The sequence below is a fragment of the Halalkalibacter sp. APA_J-10(15) genome (assembly GCF_023017105.1).
Taxonomy (GTDB): Bacteria; Bacillota; Bacilli; order Bacillales; family Bacillaceae_D; genus Halalkalibacter.
On the sequence record NZ_JALKEV010000003.1, the window covers coordinates 224,342 to 243,451 of the forward strand.

The following is a 19,110-nucleotide window of genomic DNA, read 5'->3' on the forward strand; positions in this document are numbered from 1 at the left end:
GGAGGATAATAAATGGGATTAGAAGGCAAGCACATTGGTTTTGGAATATCGGCATCACATTGTACGTATGAAGAGGTTGTTCCTCAAATTGAAAAATTAAAACAGCTAGGTGCAAAGGTAACTCCTTTCGTATCACATAATGTCCAGACAACGGATACGAAATTCGGTACAAGTGGCTATTGGTTAAATAAAATTCAAGATTTAACCGGACAGTCAATAGTTGACTCCATTGTAAAAGCTGAACCATTTGGTCCGAAAACACCTCTTGATTGTATGATCATTGCTCCAATAACAGGGAATTCAACGAGTAAGCTCGCTAATGCACAGACAGATGGACCTGTTTTAATGGGAGCGAAGGCTACGCTTAGAAGTGGGAGGCCAGTCGTCCTTGGTATATCTACAAATGATGCACTTGGATTAAATGGAGTCAATATAATGCGATTAATGGCAACAAAAAATATTTATTTTATTCCTTTTGGTCAGGATGATCCTATGAATAAGCCAACCTCTCTAGTAGCAAGAATGGAAGCATTAGTTGATACTGTTGAGTCTGCTATAGCTGGGAAGCAATATCAACCTGTCTTAATCGAAAAGTTCAAAGATTAAGCAAATTGCGGTGTTGCACAAAAGCCAACTATCCCTTACAGTTTAATAGGAGAAAAAATTGAAACGAACTTGTCTTGGATATGCTATAATCATTCCATCTATTCGTTATTAAATTGTAGTAGTGAAGGGAGATTACCAAAATGTCAAATCAATTTCATGTAGCTGTTGTTGGTGCAACAGGCGCAGTAGGTCAACAAATGCTTAAAACGTTAGAGGAGAGAGACTTTCCGATTGGAAGTTTAAAGTTGCTTTCTTCTAAACGTTCTGCGGGGAAAGTAATCACTTTTAAAGGTCAAGAATATACTGTAGAAGAGGCAACTCCTGAGTCATTTGAAGGTGTGCAAATTGCATTATTTAGTGCAGGGGGATCTGTTTCCAAAGCTCTCGCTCCTGAAGCGGTAAAGAGAGGTGCGATTGTCGTTGACAATACGAGTGCATTTCGAATGGATCCAGAGGTGCCATTGGTAGTCCCAGAAGTAAATGAAGAAGACCTAAAAGAACATAATGGTATTATTGCAAATCCAAACTGTTCAACGATTCAAATGGTCGTAGCACTTGAACCGTTACGTCAAAAGTATGGCTTATCTAAAGTGATCGTTTCAACGTATCAAGCAGTATCAGGTGCTGGTCTTGAAGCGATTGAAGAAATGAAACAACAAACTAAAGATATTTTAGAAGGCAAAGATGTTACTCCTGAGATTTTACCTGTAAGTGGAGATAAGAAACATTATCAAATTGCGTTTAATGCGATTCCACAAATTGATCTATTCCAAGATAATGGGTACACATTTGAAGAAATGAAAATGATGAATGAAACGAAAAAAATCATGCATATGGCAGAGCTTGAAGTGGCTGCAACATGTGTACGCCTTCCAGTTGAAACAGGGCATTCAGAATCAGTTTACATTGAAACAGAAAAAGGTGGAGCAACTGTTCAACAAGTAAAGGAATTGCTTGAAAATTCTCCTGGTGTCACGTTGCAAGATGACCCTGCTAATCAAGTGTATCCATTAGCTTCAGATTGTGTCGGGAAAAACGATGTCTTTGTAGGGCGTATTCGTAAAGATTTAGATCGTGATAATGGCTATCACATGTGGATTGTTTCTGATAACCTCCTTAAAGGGGCAGCATGGAATTCTGTTCAAATTGCTGAAAGTCTCGTGAAGCTTAATCTTCTAAAATAAAAAAGAAGGTGTATCATGAAAGTCATCGTCCAAAAGTTCGGTGGCACGTCTGTCCGAGATTTATCTAGTCGCCAGTTAGCAGCAGACCATGTCCGAGAGGCTGTTAAAGAAGGATTTAAAGTGATTGTTGTTGTTTCTGCTATGGGAAGAAAAGGTGAACCTTATGCAACAGACACTCTTTTAAATTTAATTGACACAAAAAGATTAATGCCACGCGAACAAGATTTACTTGTTTCGTGTGGTGAATTAATCTCGGCGGTCGTCTTTACTGATTTATTACGATCTTTAAATATAAAGGCAACGGCTTTTTCTGGTGCAAAAGCGGGATTTCAGACAAATGACGAATTTACGAATGCAAAGATTATGGCAATGGACTGTGATAACCTTATCCAACAGCTCGAGCTCGTAGATGTTGTTGTCGTTGCTGGATTTCAAGGAATAACAGTCGATGGAGATATTGCGACACTTGGTCGTGGAGGTAGTGATACTTCAGCTACGGCACTTGGCGCTGCTGTGAAAGCAAAATGGGTCGATATCTTCTCAGATGTAGAAGGAATTATGACTGCTGATCCTAAAGTTGTACAGGAAGCAAGGCCTTTACATGCTATTACGTACGAGGAACTATCTAACTTAGCTTATCAAGGTGCTAAGGTCATTCACCCTCGCGCTGTCGAAATTGCCATGCAAGCACAAGTTCCGATCCACATACGTTCAACGTATTCCAAACAAAAAGGTACGACAGTTACAACGAAGCAACAAATACGTGATCGTTTAATTACTGGTATTGCCCATCGTAATGGTGTGTCGCAACTAAAGGTATCTTCTAAAGATGGTGAATTTGATTTTCAAGAAATCGTTTTTAAGACAATGGCCAAAGCTCAAATTAGTATTGATTTCATAAATATGAATCCTAATGGAGTTATTTATACAGTTAATCAACATGAAGTCGATAGGGCTATTTCTGAATTAGCAAAAGTCGGCTATACACCTGAAGTGGTACGATATTGTGCGAAGGTATCTGCTGTAGGTGCTGGTATGGCAGGGGTTCCGGGTGTAACCGCACAAATTGTTAGTGCTCTATCACAAGAAAATATCCAAATTCTCCAATCAGCTGATTCACATACAACGATATGGGTTCTCGTAAAGGAAAAGGATTTAACCCGTGCCGTTAATGCTCTACATCGTATCTTTCAACTTGATCAAGTGGAACACCAACAAGGAGTGGAAGAATGATGGACATCGGAAAAGTCATAACAGCAATGCTAACCCCTTTTGATAGCGAAGGAAAGGTTGATTATGAACAAACGAAAAAGTTATTGGATCATCTAATTGCTAATGGTAGTGATGCTATTATTCTAGCTGGTACGACAGGTGAGTCACCTACATTGACCTATGATGAAAAAGTTAGCTTATTTCAGCTAGCTGTAGATTACACACAGAAAAGAGTTCCTATTATCGCTGGAACCGGAACAAATAATACTCGAGCATCCATTCATCTTACAGAAGTGGCTACGAAGCTCGGTGTAGACGGAATTATGCTCGTTTCTCCTTACTACAATAAACCCTCACAACTAGGTATATATGAACACTTCAAAGCTATTGCTCAAGCAACCCATTTGCCTATCATGCTCTATAATATTCCGAGTCGAACAGGAAGTCAGATTGATGCTAGTACAACGATATCTTTGTCGAAGATTGCGAACATTCAAGCAATTAAGGAAGCTAGCGGTGATCTAGAACAAATTGCTACAATTATTGAAAATACAGATGACCATTTTCAAGTCTATACAGGTGATGATTCTCAAACCTTACCGTCATTAGCAATTGGCGCGAAAGGCGTAGTCTCCGTATCTGCGCATCTTATCGGTAAAGAGATGCAAAAAATGATACACGCCTATTTAAATGGCAACGTAGTAGAAGCAGCTCAATTACATCGCCAGCTGTTACCTATTATGAAATCATTATTTATTGCACCTAACCCTGTATGTGTGAAATATGCTATTTCTCAATTGCATTTCAACGTTGGTTCAGTTAGGTTACCACTAGCTCCCATTACAAAAGCAGAAAAAGAATTAATCGATCAACAAATAAGACAAATTTAAATGATTAAATGACAGCACGTTCGGATTAGCTCCCTTCCGTATTTCGTTGAGTCTTCTGATCGGCCGTGGCTTTTTATTTGGTGAGGATGAAGAAGATAAAAGTTTGTAAATGAGATTGCCCATGCTAACTCGATAGAGTAAGTAAGTGGGCAATCCATTTATTTTCCCTCCATATTTAAACGCAATTATTAATAATTATTGCGCTATAATTGGATATACTCTACATTTGGAGTTTTAAGTGCTACTGTTGGAGGTGTAATTATGTTAGAGTATGCGTCAGCTTAAGGGCGTCGACGTTCAGTTACATGCACTTATTTTTCTACTTGATTACAGGTCAATCTTCCCCTTTAATCCAGTGATCATAACTTCCATCCCAAACTGAAACTCTTGATCCATGTCCGGAATGGTCAGGTTTATGGAAGACGGTGTCTCTAGGGCGGGATTAACTGAATCTTTATTGGCGATTTCTAAAAATCGGTACTCCTCCAGAATGAATGAAATCGTGTACGTGTTGAAGAACCATAAAGCTGAGAAAGCCTCTTTATGACCCATACCTGCCTTCTTAAAGATGCCATGAATCTCATCAATTAATTGTCTGCGATAAGGTGTGGTCGGAGCAGTTTCGGCTATAACAATAGCGGAATCTCGAATGGATAAAAGTTTGCCACGCCATTCCTTTGCGATCATCATTAATTGTTCATCCCAATCTACATCTTTATTTGGAAACGGAATGTTTTTACATATTTCATCAGCCACTAATTCGAGCAATTCGTTTTTATTTTTTATATGCCAATATAGTGAGGCGCTCTTAATACCTAACCTTTCTGCAATTTTTCTTATCGTAATGCTTTTGTAACCTTCTTCTTGGAGGATCTCTAGTGCAACACGTACGATTTTGGATTTATCCAACATTTTATGGTGTCCATCGTTTTCCATAGTCAACTATAAGTACCCCTTTCAATCAATTGTTATTCATTATTTTAGCCTATTTTCAAAAAAAGTTGAATTGTTTACTTGACAGTATATCATTTTCGAGTTAACCTATCATTGGTAGTTAACCTATCGTTGATAGTCTGGTTGCATATTTTATTATGATAAGGAGAGAAAAGATGATGAAAAGTAAATTAACTTATGCTGCATTAATTTGTTTGATCACGGTGATTGGTTTTGAACTGGGTGGTGCGATTTATGAAGGAGTAGTTGTTGCTTCCCAATGGAGTGCACATCCACCTACATCCTTTGCCATTCTTCAAGGAGACTATGGACTGCCTGTAGAGCATTATTGGATACCACTGCACATGCTGGCTCAAATCTTAATAGTCGTTGTGTTGTTCCTGTGCTGGAAGGCTAAAAGAGTGAGAAACATAATACTTTTGATTGTAGGACTTTACCTTATGCTCAGAATTCCTACCTTTCTGTACTTTATTCCAGAGCTTAATGTGTTTTCAACGACTGATCCCACAGGTCCCTTTTCACAAGAGTTGAAAGACCGTGCAGATCTATGGACGAACCTTAGTACAGGTAGAACGATTATTATTGCAAGTGTATATGTGCTTTGTTGGATATCTCTTGGTAGCTTTAGACAGCACAATAAAAAAATATTGATAGATGCACAGGTAAATGTAGTAAAAAGATAAATAATGACAGCTGACTGGAGGTTATAGTGTATGTTGAAATATCGAAAACTCATGATGTTCACGATAACTGCTAGTCTTGTGATATTTCTTGGTGGAGGTGGGTTTATCGTTTGGATGTTCGGTCAAGCAAAGAAATCAAATATCGGTGAGTTAATGTTTGAAAGTCGGCTTCCTATCCCAGAATTGATCTTTATATGAATAAATTTCATAATAGGCCTCATTTAAAAATTCAGAGACGAACAGAATTTTTGAAGGGGCTTTTTAAATTCTCTTTATACAGCTTGTTGTTGCTTTTGGCTTGCGCGAATACGATCAACAACGAGTTTAGAAGTATTGTAAACTAAAGTAACCAGATTAAAATGAACTTTGGCTCGTTTCCCTGTACCATTTCGAACATTGTTTAATTGAAAAAACTCTTTTAAGTAGGCATTGACCCGTTCCGCTGCGGTACGACGTTTAAAAATCATTTTCCAAGCTTTTGAACCTCTCGCGGGTACGGTGTATTTACGGAGGTCCGTTGTGGTTTTGACAAAGGTCTTCCAGAGCTAACGGACAGCCTTGGCACTCTTTGGGTCGAGTGTATTTTAACGTTTCGTATTTGGAGTCAAAGCTATCGTAACGATAAGAGTGTTCGCGGACACAGGTCGGGGCGAAATACTGATCAAACCCAACTATTTCTCGCTCATTCGAGTAGGTTCCATCTCATATAATTCTTGCATGCTAAATAAGCTCATTTGTCGTATAATCGCCATAGGAAGTACTCCTCCAGTCTTTTTGGGATGTTTTAGTCGACTACCATTATACTGGATTTAGGGAGGTACTTCCTTTTTTATGCCTTGGAACTCTTGTGGCACAAGGAGTTAGATTTATGAAATTGATTCATATGAAAAAACATTTCCATAACGTTCATTCATAGTATAATCGAGGAAAGACAGTCTTGTGTTTTAATTTGCTTTTCATGTATACTATGGATAGATGATTTGTTCGGGTTAGAAATGGAATCAATGTATTGGATGAGCTGAGTGGGTATAAGTATGCCTTCATGTATTTATTGCATTCGAATAGTACGTATGTTCGGTTTGTAGTTGGCGGAAACTCGGGAATTCTCATATGCAGCTATTCATTGAAGTCATTTTAGAAGTTGGTTTTTCTAAACAAGTTATTTTAATATAGAGTATTGATGTAGGAGGAACATTCATTGACAAAAGAAAATAATGAAAAAGTGCGTGTATTTGCCTTAGGAGGAGTCGGTGAAATAGGTAAAAACATGTATGTTGTTGAAGTAGACGAAGATATTTTAGTTATCGATGCAGGTCTGATGTTTCCTGATGATGACATGCTAGGTGTAGATATCGTCATTCCAGACGTTTCTTACCTTGTAGAAAATGAGGATCGAGTAAAAGCAATCATTTTGACACATGGGCATGAAGACCATATCGGAGGTCTTTCTTATGTGCTAAAGAAAATAAATGTCCCTGTTTTTGCGACAAAACTAACATTAGGGTTAGTTGAAGAGAAATTAAAAGAAGCAGGAATCTTAAAAGACGTCAAATTGAATTTGGTTGATCACAATTCAATTTTAACAATTGGTTCAACGACTGTGTCTTTCTTCCGAACAAATCACAGCATTCCTGACTCTGTTGGTATAAGTGTAGAGACGACTCAAGGGTCCGTTGTACATACAGGGGATTTTAAATTTGATCAAACACCTGTAGATGGGAAGCATGCTGAAATTGGAAAGATGGCAGCAATTGGCCAAAATGGAGTCTTATGTTTATTATCTGATAGTACGAACGCAGAGCGCCCTGGTTCAACGAAGTCAGAAACTGAAGTTGGACAAGGAATAGCAGAAGTATTTGATCAAGCTGAAGGTCGAATTATTGTCACAACCTTTGCTTCAAATGTACACAGAATCCAACAAGTACTTCAAGCTGCTGTAAAGACAAAGCGTAAGGTAGCGGTAGTTGGGAGAAGTATGCTGAAAGTGGTTAAGATCGCTGCTAAGCTAGGTTATCTAGACATTCCTAAGGGATTAATTACTGAAGTAGAAGATGTGAATACGTATCGTGATGAGCAAGTGGCCATTTTAACAACAGGTAGTCAAGGTGAGCCGATGTCTGCCCTAACGCGAATGGTTAAAGGCGCTCATCGTCAAATTACGATTAAAGTGACAGATACGATTATTATAGCCGCTTCTGCGATTCCTGGAAATGAGAAATCAGTTTCCGCTATTATAGACAAGCTTCATCGAATTGGTGCTGAGGTTGTCTATGGACAAGCGAAGGTTCATGCTTCGGGACATGGAAGTCAAGATGAGTTGAAGTTAATGCTCAATTTAATGCGTCCAACATACTTTGTTCCTATTCATGGTGAGTACCGAATGCAGTATGCGCACAAAGAGCTTGCAATGACAGTAGGTATGAATGCTGAAAATATTTTTCTTGTTGATAAGGGAGAAGTTGTTGAATTCGTTAATGGCCAAGCTAGAGTAGCAGGTAAGGTTCCATCTGGCCACGTTTTAATTGATGGCCTTGGGGTTGGTGATGTAGGAAATATTGTCTTACGTGACCGACGTTTATTATCAAAAGATGGAATTTTAGTCGTTGTCGTTACACTTAACAAAAAGACAGGAGAGTTCATTTCAGGACCAAATATCATCTCACGAGGCTTTGTCTATGTACGTGAATCAGAAAAGTTATTAGATGATGCGAATGAATTAGTTACGTCTATATTAACAAAGTGCGTAAATGAAAAAGTAAATGAATGGGCTTCTTTAAAGAGTAATGTCAGAGAAGGGTTAAGTCGTTTCTTGTTTGAAAAAACGAAGAGAAGACCGATGATTTTACCAATAATTATGGAAGTATAGATATTTAAAGCTGATCCTATAGGTGCAAACACCTATAGGGTCAGTTTTTTAAGTTTGATCACACTTTCTTCATGAAGTGGACGTAATCGCTTATATAAATAAGGTTCTTAGCAGGCTATTTATCTATTCTAAATGACCACTGACAAATGTTACATTTGCTTTCACAGGTTCACTATGATTAAAAAGAGAATTTTGTGAATGAAGCTAACGAAATAGCTCACTCACGACTGTCGAATAAATAGTCCTTCCTAGTCGCATACTGAGGTTAGATAAGCCTAAAGGAGGAAAGTGGCCAATGATGTATGGAACAAGTGAAAATGATCCTCAAGCACCACAGCAGCCAGAAAAAAATCCACAGAAAGAACAAAAAAGTGATCTTGTGGAGAAGATCCAAGAGCTAGGTCAAACGAGTGTTCCTGACATGGGGCAATCAAATATTCATTGTATGACAATCGTCGGTCAAATTGAAGGGCACATGCAATTACCCCCACAAAATAAAACGACGAAATATGAACATATTATACCTCAGCTCGTAGCAATAGAACAAAATCCAAAAATTGAAGGGCTACTTCTCGTTTTAAATACGGTGGGAGGAGATGTGGAAGCGGGTTTGGCGATTTCGGAGATGGTTGCATCAATGTCCAAACCTACTGTAACCCTCGTGTTAGGAGGCGGACATTCCATTGGTGTCCCAATAGCTGTTGCTGCCAATTATGCTTATATTGCAGAAACGGCAACGATGACGATACACCCTGTTCGATTAACGGGTCTTGTGATTGGTGTCCCTCAAACATTTGAATATTTAGATAAAATGCAAGAACGAGTGGTGAACTTTGTAACGAAGCATTCGTCGGTTAGTGAGGAGAAGTTTAAAGAACTAATGTTTTCAAAAGGGAATTTAACTAGAGATATCGGTACAAATGTAGTAGGGACGGATGCGGTTTCATATGGGCTTATAAATGAAGTTGGTGGTATTGGTCAGGCATTAGCTAAGTTAAATGAATTAATTGAGCAATATAAAAAGGAAAAGCCTGAAGGAGATGTCATTCAATGATCTTATATACGATGATGCCACAGGAATATATCTTTCCTCATGATGACCATACTTTTTTTACTCAAAAAGTGATTTCTAGTGAAGCTGGGCCACTTATTGTTGAGCAAATTAACCCATCTCAATATCGAATTGTTAGGTTATTAAGTAGCAATGCAAATGATTTTTTAAATGAGAAATATACACCTGGAACGATTATTCAAGCAAATCCCCAACTTTAGTAGTTTAGTCCCCTTTCTTCTTGTGCTATAATTATGTTCAGCAAAGGATCGTCAGAAGCAGTCAATAATTGACTGCTTCTTCTAGTATGTCTTTTAAGTAGAGGTGAATGAATTGGCAAGACGAAAGAAAAAAAGAAAAACCGAGTTTAAGTCACAACTTACATATGAGCTCATCGGTCTCGGCTTATTAGTCATTGCCGTTGTTACATTTGCACGTCTAGGTACGGTAGGGGAAGTATTTGTTCGATTATTCCGTTTCTTTTTAGGTGAGTGGTTTATCTTACTTGCCATCGCATTACTTGGAACTGCGCTGTATCTAATGATTAAGCGAAAGACTCCGGTTTTTTGGTCTCGACGCATGTCTGGGGTGTATGTGATTGCACTCGCATTTAGCTTGTTAGCACATATTAGCTTATTTAATCAGCTAAGTGGGAGGGAAGGATTCGAGGATCAATCCGTTATTCGTCAAACATGGAGACTTTTTTGGCTGGAAATGCGTGGACAAGCTCCAATCGATGACCTTGGTGGTGGAATGGTAGGAGCTTTTTCATTCGCTATTAGTCACTTTCTATTTGCCGAAGCAGGTACATATTTCTTTGGTGTTATTCTAATTGTAGTTGGAATAATCCTGTTAACAGGCAAATCGATATCTAATTTAATGAGTAAAGGCTTTAGAAGATTTTATACGTTTATTTTCGATACATTCCATCATCTAGGAGTCGAAAGTAAGCAAGCGTGGAAATCTTTCATGAATCGATTAAAAGAAGAAAAGCAAGTTTATAATGAACGAAAGAAAGAGCAAGAGGTGGATGTACAAGAATTGGAGGTTCAAGAATCAGAGCCTGAAATAGTCGATTTCACGCAGCGAGTAGGTCAACAGGAAAGCGTAGACGAGGAAAAAGAAAATGATTTGAACGTGTCGTTAGATTTGGAAAAGAGTTCCGAGGCTCAATTATCAACGGATATGAGTAATCATTTAGTTACAGGAGAAGAGTTAAATAAAGATTACCTCTTACCTGATATGGATATACTGAGTTTACCTAATAATCCAAGTCAATCAAATGAAAAAAAACAGCTTACAGCAAATGCGAAGAAATTAGAGCAAACGTTAGAGAGCTTTGGTGTGAAAGCGAAAGTATCGAAGGTCCATTTAGGACCAGCAGTTACGAAATATGAAGTTTACCCTAATGTTGGTGTCAAGGTTAGTCGAATCGTAAACCTTGCAGATGACCTTGCATTAGCACTTGCTGCTAAGGATATACGAATGGAAGCGCCTATTCCAGGTAAGTCAGCCATAGGTATTGAGGTTCCTAACCATGAAATCGCTGTCGTTACACTACGAGAAGTGTTAGATTCGATACAATCAAAGAAAGAGGAAAATGTACTTGCTGTTGGCTTAGGACGGGATATCTCTGGAAATCCAGTTTTAGCTCATCTTAATAAAATGCCACACTTGCTTGTTGCTGGGGCAACAGGAAGCGGTAAAAGTGTATGTATTAATGGTATTATTGTCAGTCTATTATTAAAGGCAAAACCTCATGAAGTAAAATTGATGATGATTGATCCAAAAATGGTTGAATTGACTGTATACAATGGTATACCTCATTTGTTAACACCAGTAGTAACAGAGCCAAAGAAGGCTTCACAGGCGTTGAAAAAAGTTGTTGCAGAAATGGAAAGGCGTTACGATTTGTTCTCTCATACAGGAACGAGAAACATTGAAGGATATAACGAGCTTGTACGTCGTCAAAATGAAGAGGAGGACGCAAAACAGCCGATGCTACCATATATTGTTGTTGTGGTCGATGAGTTGGCTGATTTAATGATGATAGCATCTGGAGATGTTGAAGATTCGATTGCAAGATTAGCACAAATGGCACGAGCAGCGGGTATTCATATGATTATCGCAACCCAGCGTCCCTCAGTAGATGTCATTACAGGTGTCATAAAGGCGAATATCCCTTCTCGAATTGCATTTGGTGTCTCTTCTCAAACGGATTCACGTACAATTCTAGACTCAGGTGGTGCCGAGAAGCTATTAGGTCGAGGAGATATGCTTTACTTGCCAGTAGGAGCTACAAAACCAACGAGAGTTCAAGGTGCTTTTCTATCTGATCATGAAGTAGAGTCTGTTGTTCAATATGTTATTTCACAGCAAAAAGCGCAATACGAAGAAGAAATGACTCCTTCTGAAGAGCCCATCATTGAAGAAAAAGTAGCTGATGAGCTTTATGATTCAGCGGTAGAATTAGTTGTTGAAATGAATACTGCGTCTGTGTCCATGCTTCAACGAAGGTTTCGTATTGGCTATACGAGAGCAGCGAGGTTAATTGATGAAATGGAAGCACGAGGGATTGTTGGACCGTATGAAGGTAGTAAGCCAAGAGAAGTTTTAATTAGCAAACGAAATGATGACGAAGCAACATCGTAATGGGGAAGGAGTGGCAAACTTGATTAAAGCAGATCAGAGACCTTTATATTTACAAGTTATCGAACGGTTAAAAGACGATATTGATAACAACCTATATGCAGAAGGGGAAAAGCTCCCATCAGAGTTTGAACTTTCAAAAAATTTAGGTGTAAGTCGAGCTACATTGCGAGAAGCTTTACGAGTATTAGAAGAGGATGGGGTTGTGATTCGCCGCCATGGAGTGGGGACTTTTGTTCACTCAAAACCGTTGTTTTCTGCAGGTATTGAAGAACTTCAAAGTGTGACGGATATGATTTTTAAGGCGAAAATGGCACCTGGCACTATTTATTTATCGTCTGCAGTCCATGAAGCGACAGAGGAAGACTGCTATCAGTTTAAAGAAGAAGAATTAAAAGAAATATTAGCACTCAAGCGAATACGAACGGCTGATGGTGTACCGGTAGTCTACTGTTTAGATCGCATCCCGTATCGATTCGTAGAAAATCATTCTATACATGAAATTAAATCCATCTTTCATTTTTTGGAAGATGTAGGTCATACGATTACGTATGCTGTTACGCATATAGAGCCGATTGGCTATGATAATGAAATTTCAGAAATGTTAGAATGTGATCCTGAATCCACATTATTATTGCTAAAGCAAATGCATTATGATGAGAACGAACAACCAGTACTCTATTCCTATAATTATTTTCGTGCTGATAAATTTAAATTCCACGTTGTAAGAACTCGTGTTAAAGCATAACCTATGCATGACAGAAAAAGGAGATGATCAGATGCAGTCTATTATCGAAAAGGTTGAAAAGCAAGGTGGGCTCACCGTTCATTTGATGCCCACGGATAAATACAAAACGAATACATTATTACTACTAATACGTGCCCCATTAAATAAAGAAACGGTAGCAAAGCGAGCTCTGCTTGGGCACGTCTTACAAAATGGCACAAGCAGCTCCCCTTCGCGAAAAGCATTACGTGAACGACTTGATGCTATGTACGGTGCAACATTAACGACAGATGTACAAAAAAAAGGTGAAGAACATGTTATCACATTTATGATGGATGTTGCTAATGAACGGTTTTTGAGTGATTCTACTCCTTTGTTTACGAACGCTCTGAACCTTCTAGCGGAAGTGGTAACAGATCCATTTCTTGAAAATGGCCTTTTTTCGGAACAAATTGTGGAGCAGGAAAAGCGGTCATTAAAGCAACGCATCCAATCAGTCTATGATGATAAAATGCGTTATGCCAATGTGCGTGTGACAGAGGAAATGTGCAAAGGTGAGAACTTCGCATTAACTTCATTTGGAACAGTTGAAGACGTTGAAGAAATTAGTGCCGAAGCTTTATATGAATACTATATTGAATTACTGCAAACAAATGCATTCGATTTATATCTCGTCGGTGCACTAGATCAACAGGAAACGCTAGAAAAGGTTAAACAGGCTTTTGAACTACCAGACCGTCAAGTCGTTGTCGGAGGAACGTTAGAAAGTCCGCAAGTGGAGAAAGTGAACATCGTCCATGAAAACCAAGATGTTAAGCAAGGAAAGCTTCATTTAGGCTATCGTACTTATACAACATATGGGGATGCTGATTATGTTGCAGTTCAAGTGTTTAATGGTATTTTCGGTGGCTTTTCTCACTCGAAGCTATTTATTAATGTAAGAGAAAAGGAAAGTCTAGCTTATTATGCAGCCTCCAGGCTCGAAAGCCATAAAGGGATTATGATGGTCATGTCAGGAATTGAGTTTAGTAAATACGATCGGGCGGTAGACATTATTAATGAACAATTAGAAGCGATGAGAAATGGAGAGTTTTCAGAAGGAGAACTGGAGCAAACAAAGGCGATGTTAAAAAATCAAATTTTAGAAACCGCCGATGTGGCGAGAGGGCTTGTTGAACTCCACTACCACCAAGTCATTAGTGGTTCAAATCGTTCATTATCAGATTGGTTATTAAGTGTTGATCAAGTGACGAAGGAAGACGTTATCGAAGCAGCGAATAAAGTTAAGCTTGATACGATTTACTTCTTAAAAGGGAAGGAGGAAGGCGCATGAAGCCCGTCACATTTACACAGATTGAAGAGACGTTGTACCATGAACAATTAGATAATGGCTTAAATATTTATATTTTACCAAAAAAGCAATTTAATAAAACATATGCAACCTTTACAACAAAATATGGATCTGTTGATAATCATTTTAAGCCAATTGGCTTAAAAGATGCTATTAAAGTTCCGGATGGAATCGCACATTTTCTTGAGCATAAAATGTTTGAAGATGAAGAAGGAGATGTCTTTCAACAATTTAGTAAGCAAGGAGCTTCAGCTAATGCATTTACAAGCTTTACACGTACAGCCTATTTATTTTCCAGTACAACCAAAGTTGAAGAAAATTTAGAAACGCTTGTCGATTTTGTTCAACACCCTTATTTTACCGAGGAGAGTGTGGAAAAAGAAAAAGGAATTATCAATCAAGAAATTACGATGTATGATGATAATCCTGATTGGAGAGCGTATTTTGGAGTCATTAGTAATATGTTTCATACTCATCCCGTCAAAATTGATATTGCTGGGACCATTGAGTCGATTGCGCCTATTACAAAAGATTTGCTCTATACGTGCTACCATACGTTCTATCATCCGAGTAACATGTTGTTATTCATTGTCGGACCAGTTGATCCTAGAGAGGTCATGGAGCAAGTAAAAAGAAATCAGCAGAAAAAAGAATTCGCTTCACCAGAAGACATTAAACGTTACTTCGACGAAGAACCTAATAAGGTAGCAAAGGAACATGAAGTACTGAACATGCCTGTTCAAACACCAAAATGTTTAATGGGATTTAAAGATATAGGTGTGCAAAGACAGGGCAAAGATTTATTACGTCGTGAATTAATTGTTTCAATTTTGCTTGATCTTATGTTCGGTCAAAGTTCTAATAATTACCAGGAGTTATTTGCTGAAGGGTTAATTGATGATAGCTTTTCCTTTGATTATTCAGCTGAATTTGGCTTTGGTTTTTCTGTTATAGGCGGAGATACGAGCAAGCCCAATAAGCTAGCGGCTCAGGTGAAGAATATGGTTACTACATTTAAAAGCGAACAACTTTCTGAGGATCATGTTGCTCGAACGATTAAAAAGAAAATTGGTTTCTTTTTACGATCATTAAATTCTCCAGAGTTCATTGCTAACCAATTCACAAGATATCAATTTAATGAAATGAATTTATTTGATGTTGTACCTACGTTAGAAGAAATAACGATTCACGATTTAAAGCAAGGTTTACAAGAACATTTTGACTTCGAACGGTTTACAGTATTCCAAGTCAAACCTGAGGGGTATCAAGAATAAATGAAAGAAATCGTCATAACAGGAGCTTCTGGAGGGATTGGCGCTGAAATAGCTAAAGAGCTAGCATCTCCAGAATGCTCTCTTTTTTTACATTATCATCAAAATGAAGAAATGATACAGAAAGTAAGGGAAGTGTGCCTGCAAAAAGGGGCGACTGTTAAATTGATTCAAGCTGATTTATCAGCTCAGGAAGGAGCCAAGCAGCTTATTGAGGGTCTTGTGGAGGCAGAAAATGTATATTCCATTATTCATAATGCAGGTATGAGTGAATTTCAATTATTTACGAGTACAACCGATCTTCATTTAGATTCATTATTAAACATTCATCTTATTAATCCTATGAAAATAACTCGCTCGCTTTTGCCTAATATGATCCGTGCGAAAAAGGGGAAAATTATTATGATTTCCTCGATATGGGGGTTAACAGGAGCTTCCTGTGAAGTGACGTATTCAGCAGCAAAGGGCGGAATGAATAGTTTTGTGAAAGCATTAGCAAAAGAGGTAGCGCCAAATGATATTCAAGTAAATGGTGTTGCACCAGGTGCGATTAATACGAGCATGCTTACGGAGCATGGTGTAGAACATATTGATTTATTAAAGGATGAAATACCAGCAAATCGTTTAGGATCAGCGAAAGAGGTTAGTCAGCTCGTTGCATTTCTCCATTCTAATCAAGCAAATTATATTAACGGACAAATTATTTCTGTTAATGGGGCATGGTATTGTTAAATCTTTTCCTAATAGAATGCATATTCTTCAAAAGAACAACAAAAAATACAATTGAAGTTCATGAAGAAGGAGGGGGTATCCATGTCCGTTCTCGATAATTGGGAGCAATGGAAAGATTTTCTAGGTGATCGGCTGCATCAAGCTTCTGATGAGGGGATGTCAGCTAATGTTGTATCTGATGTCGCTTATCAAGTTGGAGAGTATTTGGCACAACAAGTTGAACCTAAAAATGAGCAAGAGCGTGTGTTAGCTGAATTATGGAATGTTGCTGATGAACAAGAACAGCATGCAATTGCAAATATGATGGTTAAGCTTGTTCAAAATGAGGGTAGTCATTAATGAAGACATAGCTTGAAAAAGTGAAGTGTTCCATCCAATATGGGGCACTTTTCTTTTATATAAAATAGGGAGAAATGCGATATGATCATTGCACTTATAGAGCTTTGAATTCTTTTCTCGATATTTTGTTATGAATTACGACAAAGTTCTTTCATTTGTATTTAAAATCCATTATGATGAAAGTAAGTAACTACCAACTGACGTAAAGGATGAAGGAAATGACGATTAAGGAATGGTATATTGAGTATGAGATTCATAAAAATCGCCCTGGTTTACTTGGAGATATTTCCTCGTTACTTGGTATGTTGGAAATTAATATAGTTACGATTAATGGTGTTGAAAATAAAAGACGTGGCATGCTAATTAGAAGTACACACGATGATCAAGTCATAAGGTTAGAATCAATTATACATAAGATGGAAGACATTACATTGACAAAAGTACGTGAACCGAGGGTGAGAGATCGACTTGCGATTAGACATGGACGATATATTGAACGCGATGCGGATGATAAGAAAATATTTCGTTTTGTTCGTAACGAATTAGGGCTACTCGTTGATTTTTTGGCAGAAATGTTTAAACGTGATGGTCATTTTCTCGTTGGTGTTCGTGGGATGCCGCGAGTCGGAAAAACGGAGTCTATTGTTGCAGCAAGTGTTTGTGCAAATAAAAGATGGTCGTTTATCTCCTCGACTCTATTACGACAAACAGTAAGAAGTCAATTAGCGGAAGATGAATACACGGATGATCATATTTTTATCATTGATGGGATTGTAACGACGATGCGTTCAACAGAAAAGCATAAGAGTCTTGTTCGTGATATTATGAGGTTGCCTGCTGTGAAAGTCGTTGAGCACCCTGATATTTTTGTCCGTGAGTCAGAATATGAGTTGAATGATTTTGATTGTATCATTGAATTACGAAATGATGATAAAGAAGAAATCACGTATGAAATTGTCGAATCTGGTTTTTCCTCTTTTGATATTAGTTAAAGTAGGTAGGTGTTAAGATTGTCTGAATTAGGTCAACATTTAAAGGAAATTCGGGAGCAAAATAATATCACACTTGATGATTTACAACGAACGACAAAAATTCAGAAGCGATACTTAATTGCGATTGAAGAAGGTCACTATGATCGCTTACCTGGACAGTTCTATGCTAGAGCGTTTATAAAAACTTATGCTGAATCAATTGGGTTAGACCCTGAAGAGTTATTTGATCAATTTAAAAGTGAATTACCTAATCCCAAACAAGAAACGGTTCAGTTGCCATCACGTACAAAACGTTCCAATATATCAGCAAGGCCGACGAAACGTTCAAAGTCTCAGCCTGTGCTAACAACGATCTTAACGATTGTTATACTTGCTATTATTGCGGTAGTAACTACAATTATTATTCAAAATTACTTAGCAGCAGATGGAGCTGAGCAACCTGATATGAATCAAAATGTCGAAGGTGATTTTTATGAAACGGATGATGAAGACTCTGACGTAAATGAAGAAGATGAAGGTAACGAAGATGAGTTAGTTGAAGAAGAGCCTGAACCTGAGCCGGATCCAATTGAATTAAATTTTGTTGAAACACAAGGAATTACATCACTTTATGAGCTAACCGGAGCCTTATTTGACCATGTACGAATTGAAATGGATGGGACTTCATACATTGACATCCAAAATGGATTAGGACGAACATTATATATGTCAGATACAGGTGAAGATATCGAATTTGATTTCTCTGAGGAAGAGGAGCTGATTTTTAACTTTGGACGATCCACCGATGTTCAATTGTTTATTGACGATCAGCTTGTAGATTTCCCAACTGATTCTGTACATCAAAAGATTCATATTACAATTATCGATTTTGAAGAATAGTTGTCGCTTGCAGTAGTGACAGCTTTTTTCATTCATGCACTTTTAAGGGTCACAAATCAGTGGTGAAATGATTTGTTCATATGATACAATATGGATGTTATTCAATCAGTTTGAATTGTGAAAAGAGGGACTATTTTGAATTTACCTAATAAAATTACGATATCTCGTATATGCTTAATTCCTATTTTTATGATTATTTTGTTAATTCCTTCCTGGGTAGAAGTGTCGTTTCTCGGTACTGAGATGCCACTAAACCATTTAATGGCTGCTCTGATTTTTATACTGGCTGCAGCAACGGATTGGCTAGATGGTTACTATGCAAGAAAGCTAGGCCTTGTAACGAACTTGGGGAAGTTCCTTGATCCATTGGCCGATAAATTGTTAATTACCGCAGCTTTAATCGGTTTAGTGGAATTGCAATTGTTGCCTGCATGGATGGCGATTATTATTATTAGTCGTGAGTTTGCTGTTACAGGTATTCGTCTAGTAGCTGCTGCTGATGGAGTAGTGATTGCCGCAAGTTCACTAGGAAAGCTGAAAACGGTCATTCAAATCGTAGCAATATCAGCGCTTCTTTTACATAATTGGCCATTCCAGCCAATCTCTTTCCCTTTTGCTGGGATTGCTATTTGGGCTGCAACTATTATAACAGTATTGTCAGGTGTAGACTATTTTAAGAAAAACAAACAGGTATTGATGAATTCTAACAATTAGGTGGTCGAAC

19 protein-coding genes and 1 pseudogene are annotated in these 19,110 nt (G+C 38.0%); 18 read left to right on the forward strand and 2 right to left on the reverse strand.

Annotation, left to right across the window (positions count from 1 at the left end):
* The first annotated feature begins 12 nt into the window (after positions 1–12).
* The 4 genes from MW695_RS05380 to dapA all read left to right on the forward strand — a co-directional run bounded on the left by MW695_RS05380 (position 13) and on the right by dapA (position 3,892).
* The gene (locus MW695_RS05380; protein WP_247104022.1) at positions 13–606 is read left to right on the forward strand and encodes a dipicolinate synthase subunit B; all 594 of its coding nucleotides are present in this window, start codon (positions 13–15) and stop codon (positions 604–606) included.
* Positions 607–746: 140 nt separating this feature from the next.
* A complete protein-coding gene (gene asd, locus MW695_RS05385) occupies positions 747–1,790 on the forward strand; it encodes an aspartate-semialdehyde dehydrogenase (RefSeq protein ID WP_247104025.1) in 1,044 nt (347 codons plus the stop codon).
* A gap of 15 nt (positions 1,791–1,805) precedes the next feature.
* Complete coding sequence (dapG, locus tag MW695_RS05390) at positions 1,806–3,023, forward strand: aspartate kinase (RefSeq protein ID WP_247104027.1); 1,218 nt, start codon at positions 1,806–1,808, stop codon at positions 3,021–3,023.
* Positions 3,023–3,892 (forward strand): 4-hydroxy-tetrahydrodipicolinate synthase, encoded by an 870-nt coding sequence (gene dapA / locus MW695_RS05395; RefSeq protein ID WP_247104029.1) that lies wholly within the window; start codon positions 3,023–3,025, stop codon positions 3,890–3,892. The genes dapG and dapA overlap by 1 nt, the downstream gene beginning before the upstream one ends.
* A 327-nt stretch (positions 3,893–4,219) precedes the next feature.
* Here the strand turns inward: dapA and MW695_RS05400 are convergent, their stop codons facing one another.
* Positions 4,220–4,828, reverse strand: a complete 609-nt coding sequence (locus MW695_RS05400; RefSeq protein ID WP_247104151.1) for a TetR/AcrR family transcriptional regulator C-terminal domain-containing protein — start codon at positions 4,826–4,828, stop codon at positions 4,220–4,222.
* A gap of 176 nt (positions 4,829–5,004) precedes the next feature.
* Between MW695_RS05400 and MW695_RS05405 the strand changes: the two genes are divergently transcribed.
* Entirely contained in the window at positions 5,005–5,529 is a 525-nt protein-coding gene (locus MW695_RS05405; RefSeq protein ID WP_247104030.1) for a hypothetical protein, read from the forward strand.
* 30 nt (positions 5,530–5,559) lie between these two features.
* Complete coding sequence (locus MW695_RS05410) at positions 5,560–5,727, forward strand: hypothetical protein (protein WP_247104031.1); 168 nt, start codon at positions 5,560–5,562, stop codon at positions 5,725–5,727.
* 74 nt (positions 5,728–5,801) lie between these two features.
* Here MW695_RS05410 and MW695_RS05415 read toward each other — a convergent pair.
* Positions 5,802–6,216: pseudogene (locus tag MW695_RS05415) on the reverse strand (IS5/IS1182 family transposase); the annotation flags it as partial.
* 511 nt (positions 6,217–6,727) lie between these two features.
* On the opposite strand from MW695_RS05415, the gene MW695_RS05420 reads away from it, so the two are divergent.
* From MW695_RS05420 to pgsA, 12 genes are all read left to right on the forward strand, one after another.
* Positions 6,728–8,395 (forward strand): ribonuclease J, encoded by a 1,668-nt coding sequence (locus MW695_RS05420; protein ID WP_247104032.1) that lies wholly within the window; start codon positions 6,728–6,730, stop codon positions 8,393–8,395.
* Between the two features lie 295 nt (positions 8,396–8,690).
* Positions 8,691–9,449, forward strand: coding sequence for a ClpP family protease (locus MW695_RS05425; protein WP_373646708.1), 759 nt, complete (start codon positions 8,691–8,693; stop codon positions 9,447–9,449).
* Positions 9,446–9,667 (forward strand): YlzJ-like family protein, encoded by a 222-nt coding sequence (locus MW695_RS05430; protein ID WP_247104033.1) that lies wholly within the window; start codon positions 9,446–9,448, stop codon positions 9,665–9,667. Before MW695_RS05425 ends, MW695_RS05430 begins: the two co-directional genes overlap by 4 nt.
* 112 nt (positions 9,668–9,779) lie before the next feature.
* Positions 9,780–12,098, forward strand: a complete 2,319-nt coding sequence (locus MW695_RS05435; RefSeq protein ID WP_247104034.1) for an FtsK/SpoIIIE family DNA translocase — start codon at positions 9,780–9,782, stop codon at positions 12,096–12,098.
* Complete coding sequence (locus tag MW695_RS05440) at positions 12,079–12,843, forward strand: GntR family transcriptional regulator (protein ID WP_247104154.1); 765 nt, start codon at positions 12,079–12,081, stop codon at positions 12,841–12,843. The genes MW695_RS05435 and MW695_RS05440 overlap by 20 nt, the downstream gene beginning before the upstream one ends.
* A 31-nt stretch (positions 12,844–12,874) precedes the next feature.
* Complete coding sequence (yfmF, locus tag MW695_RS05445; RefSeq protein ID WP_247104035.1) at positions 12,875–14,155, forward strand: EF-P 5-aminopentanol modification-associated protein YfmF; 1,281 nt, start codon at positions 12,875–12,877, stop codon at positions 14,153–14,155.
* Positions 14,152–15,447, forward strand: coding sequence for an EF-P 5-aminopentanol modification-associated protein YfmH (gene yfmH / locus MW695_RS05450; protein WP_247104037.1), 1,296 nt, complete (start codon positions 14,152–14,154; stop codon positions 15,445–15,447). The genes yfmF and yfmH overlap by 4 nt, the downstream gene beginning before the upstream one ends.
* The gene (ymfI, locus tag MW695_RS05455; RefSeq protein ID WP_247104039.1) at positions 15,448–16,176 is read left to right on the forward strand and encodes an elongation factor P 5-aminopentanone reductase; all 729 of its coding nucleotides are present in this window, start codon (positions 15,448–15,450) and stop codon (positions 16,174–16,176) included.
* 81 nt (positions 16,177–16,257) lie between these two features.
* A complete protein-coding gene (locus MW695_RS05460) occupies positions 16,258–16,515 on the forward strand; it encodes a DUF3243 domain-containing protein (RefSeq protein WP_035343825.1) in 258 nt (85 codons plus the stop codon).
* Between the two features lie 218 nt (positions 16,516–16,733).
* Positions 16,734–17,507 (forward strand): DUF3388 domain-containing protein, encoded by a 774-nt coding sequence (locus MW695_RS05465; protein WP_247104040.1) that lies wholly within the window; start codon positions 16,734–16,736, stop codon positions 17,505–17,507.
* Positions 17,508–17,525: 18 nt separating this feature from the next.
* Entirely contained in the window at positions 17,526–18,386 is an 861-nt protein-coding gene (locus MW695_RS05470; protein WP_252120658.1) for a helix-turn-helix domain-containing protein, read from the forward strand.
* 135 nt (positions 18,387–18,521) lie between these two features.
* Positions 18,522–19,100 carry a CDP-diacylglycerol--glycerol-3-phosphate 3-phosphatidyltransferase gene (gene pgsA, locus MW695_RS05475; protein ID WP_247104042.1) on the forward strand — a complete coding sequence of 193 codons (579 nt, stop codon included), beginning with the start codon at positions 18,522–18,524 and terminating at the stop codon, positions 19,098–19,100.
* The last annotated feature ends 10 nt before the right edge of the window (positions 19,101–19,110 follow it).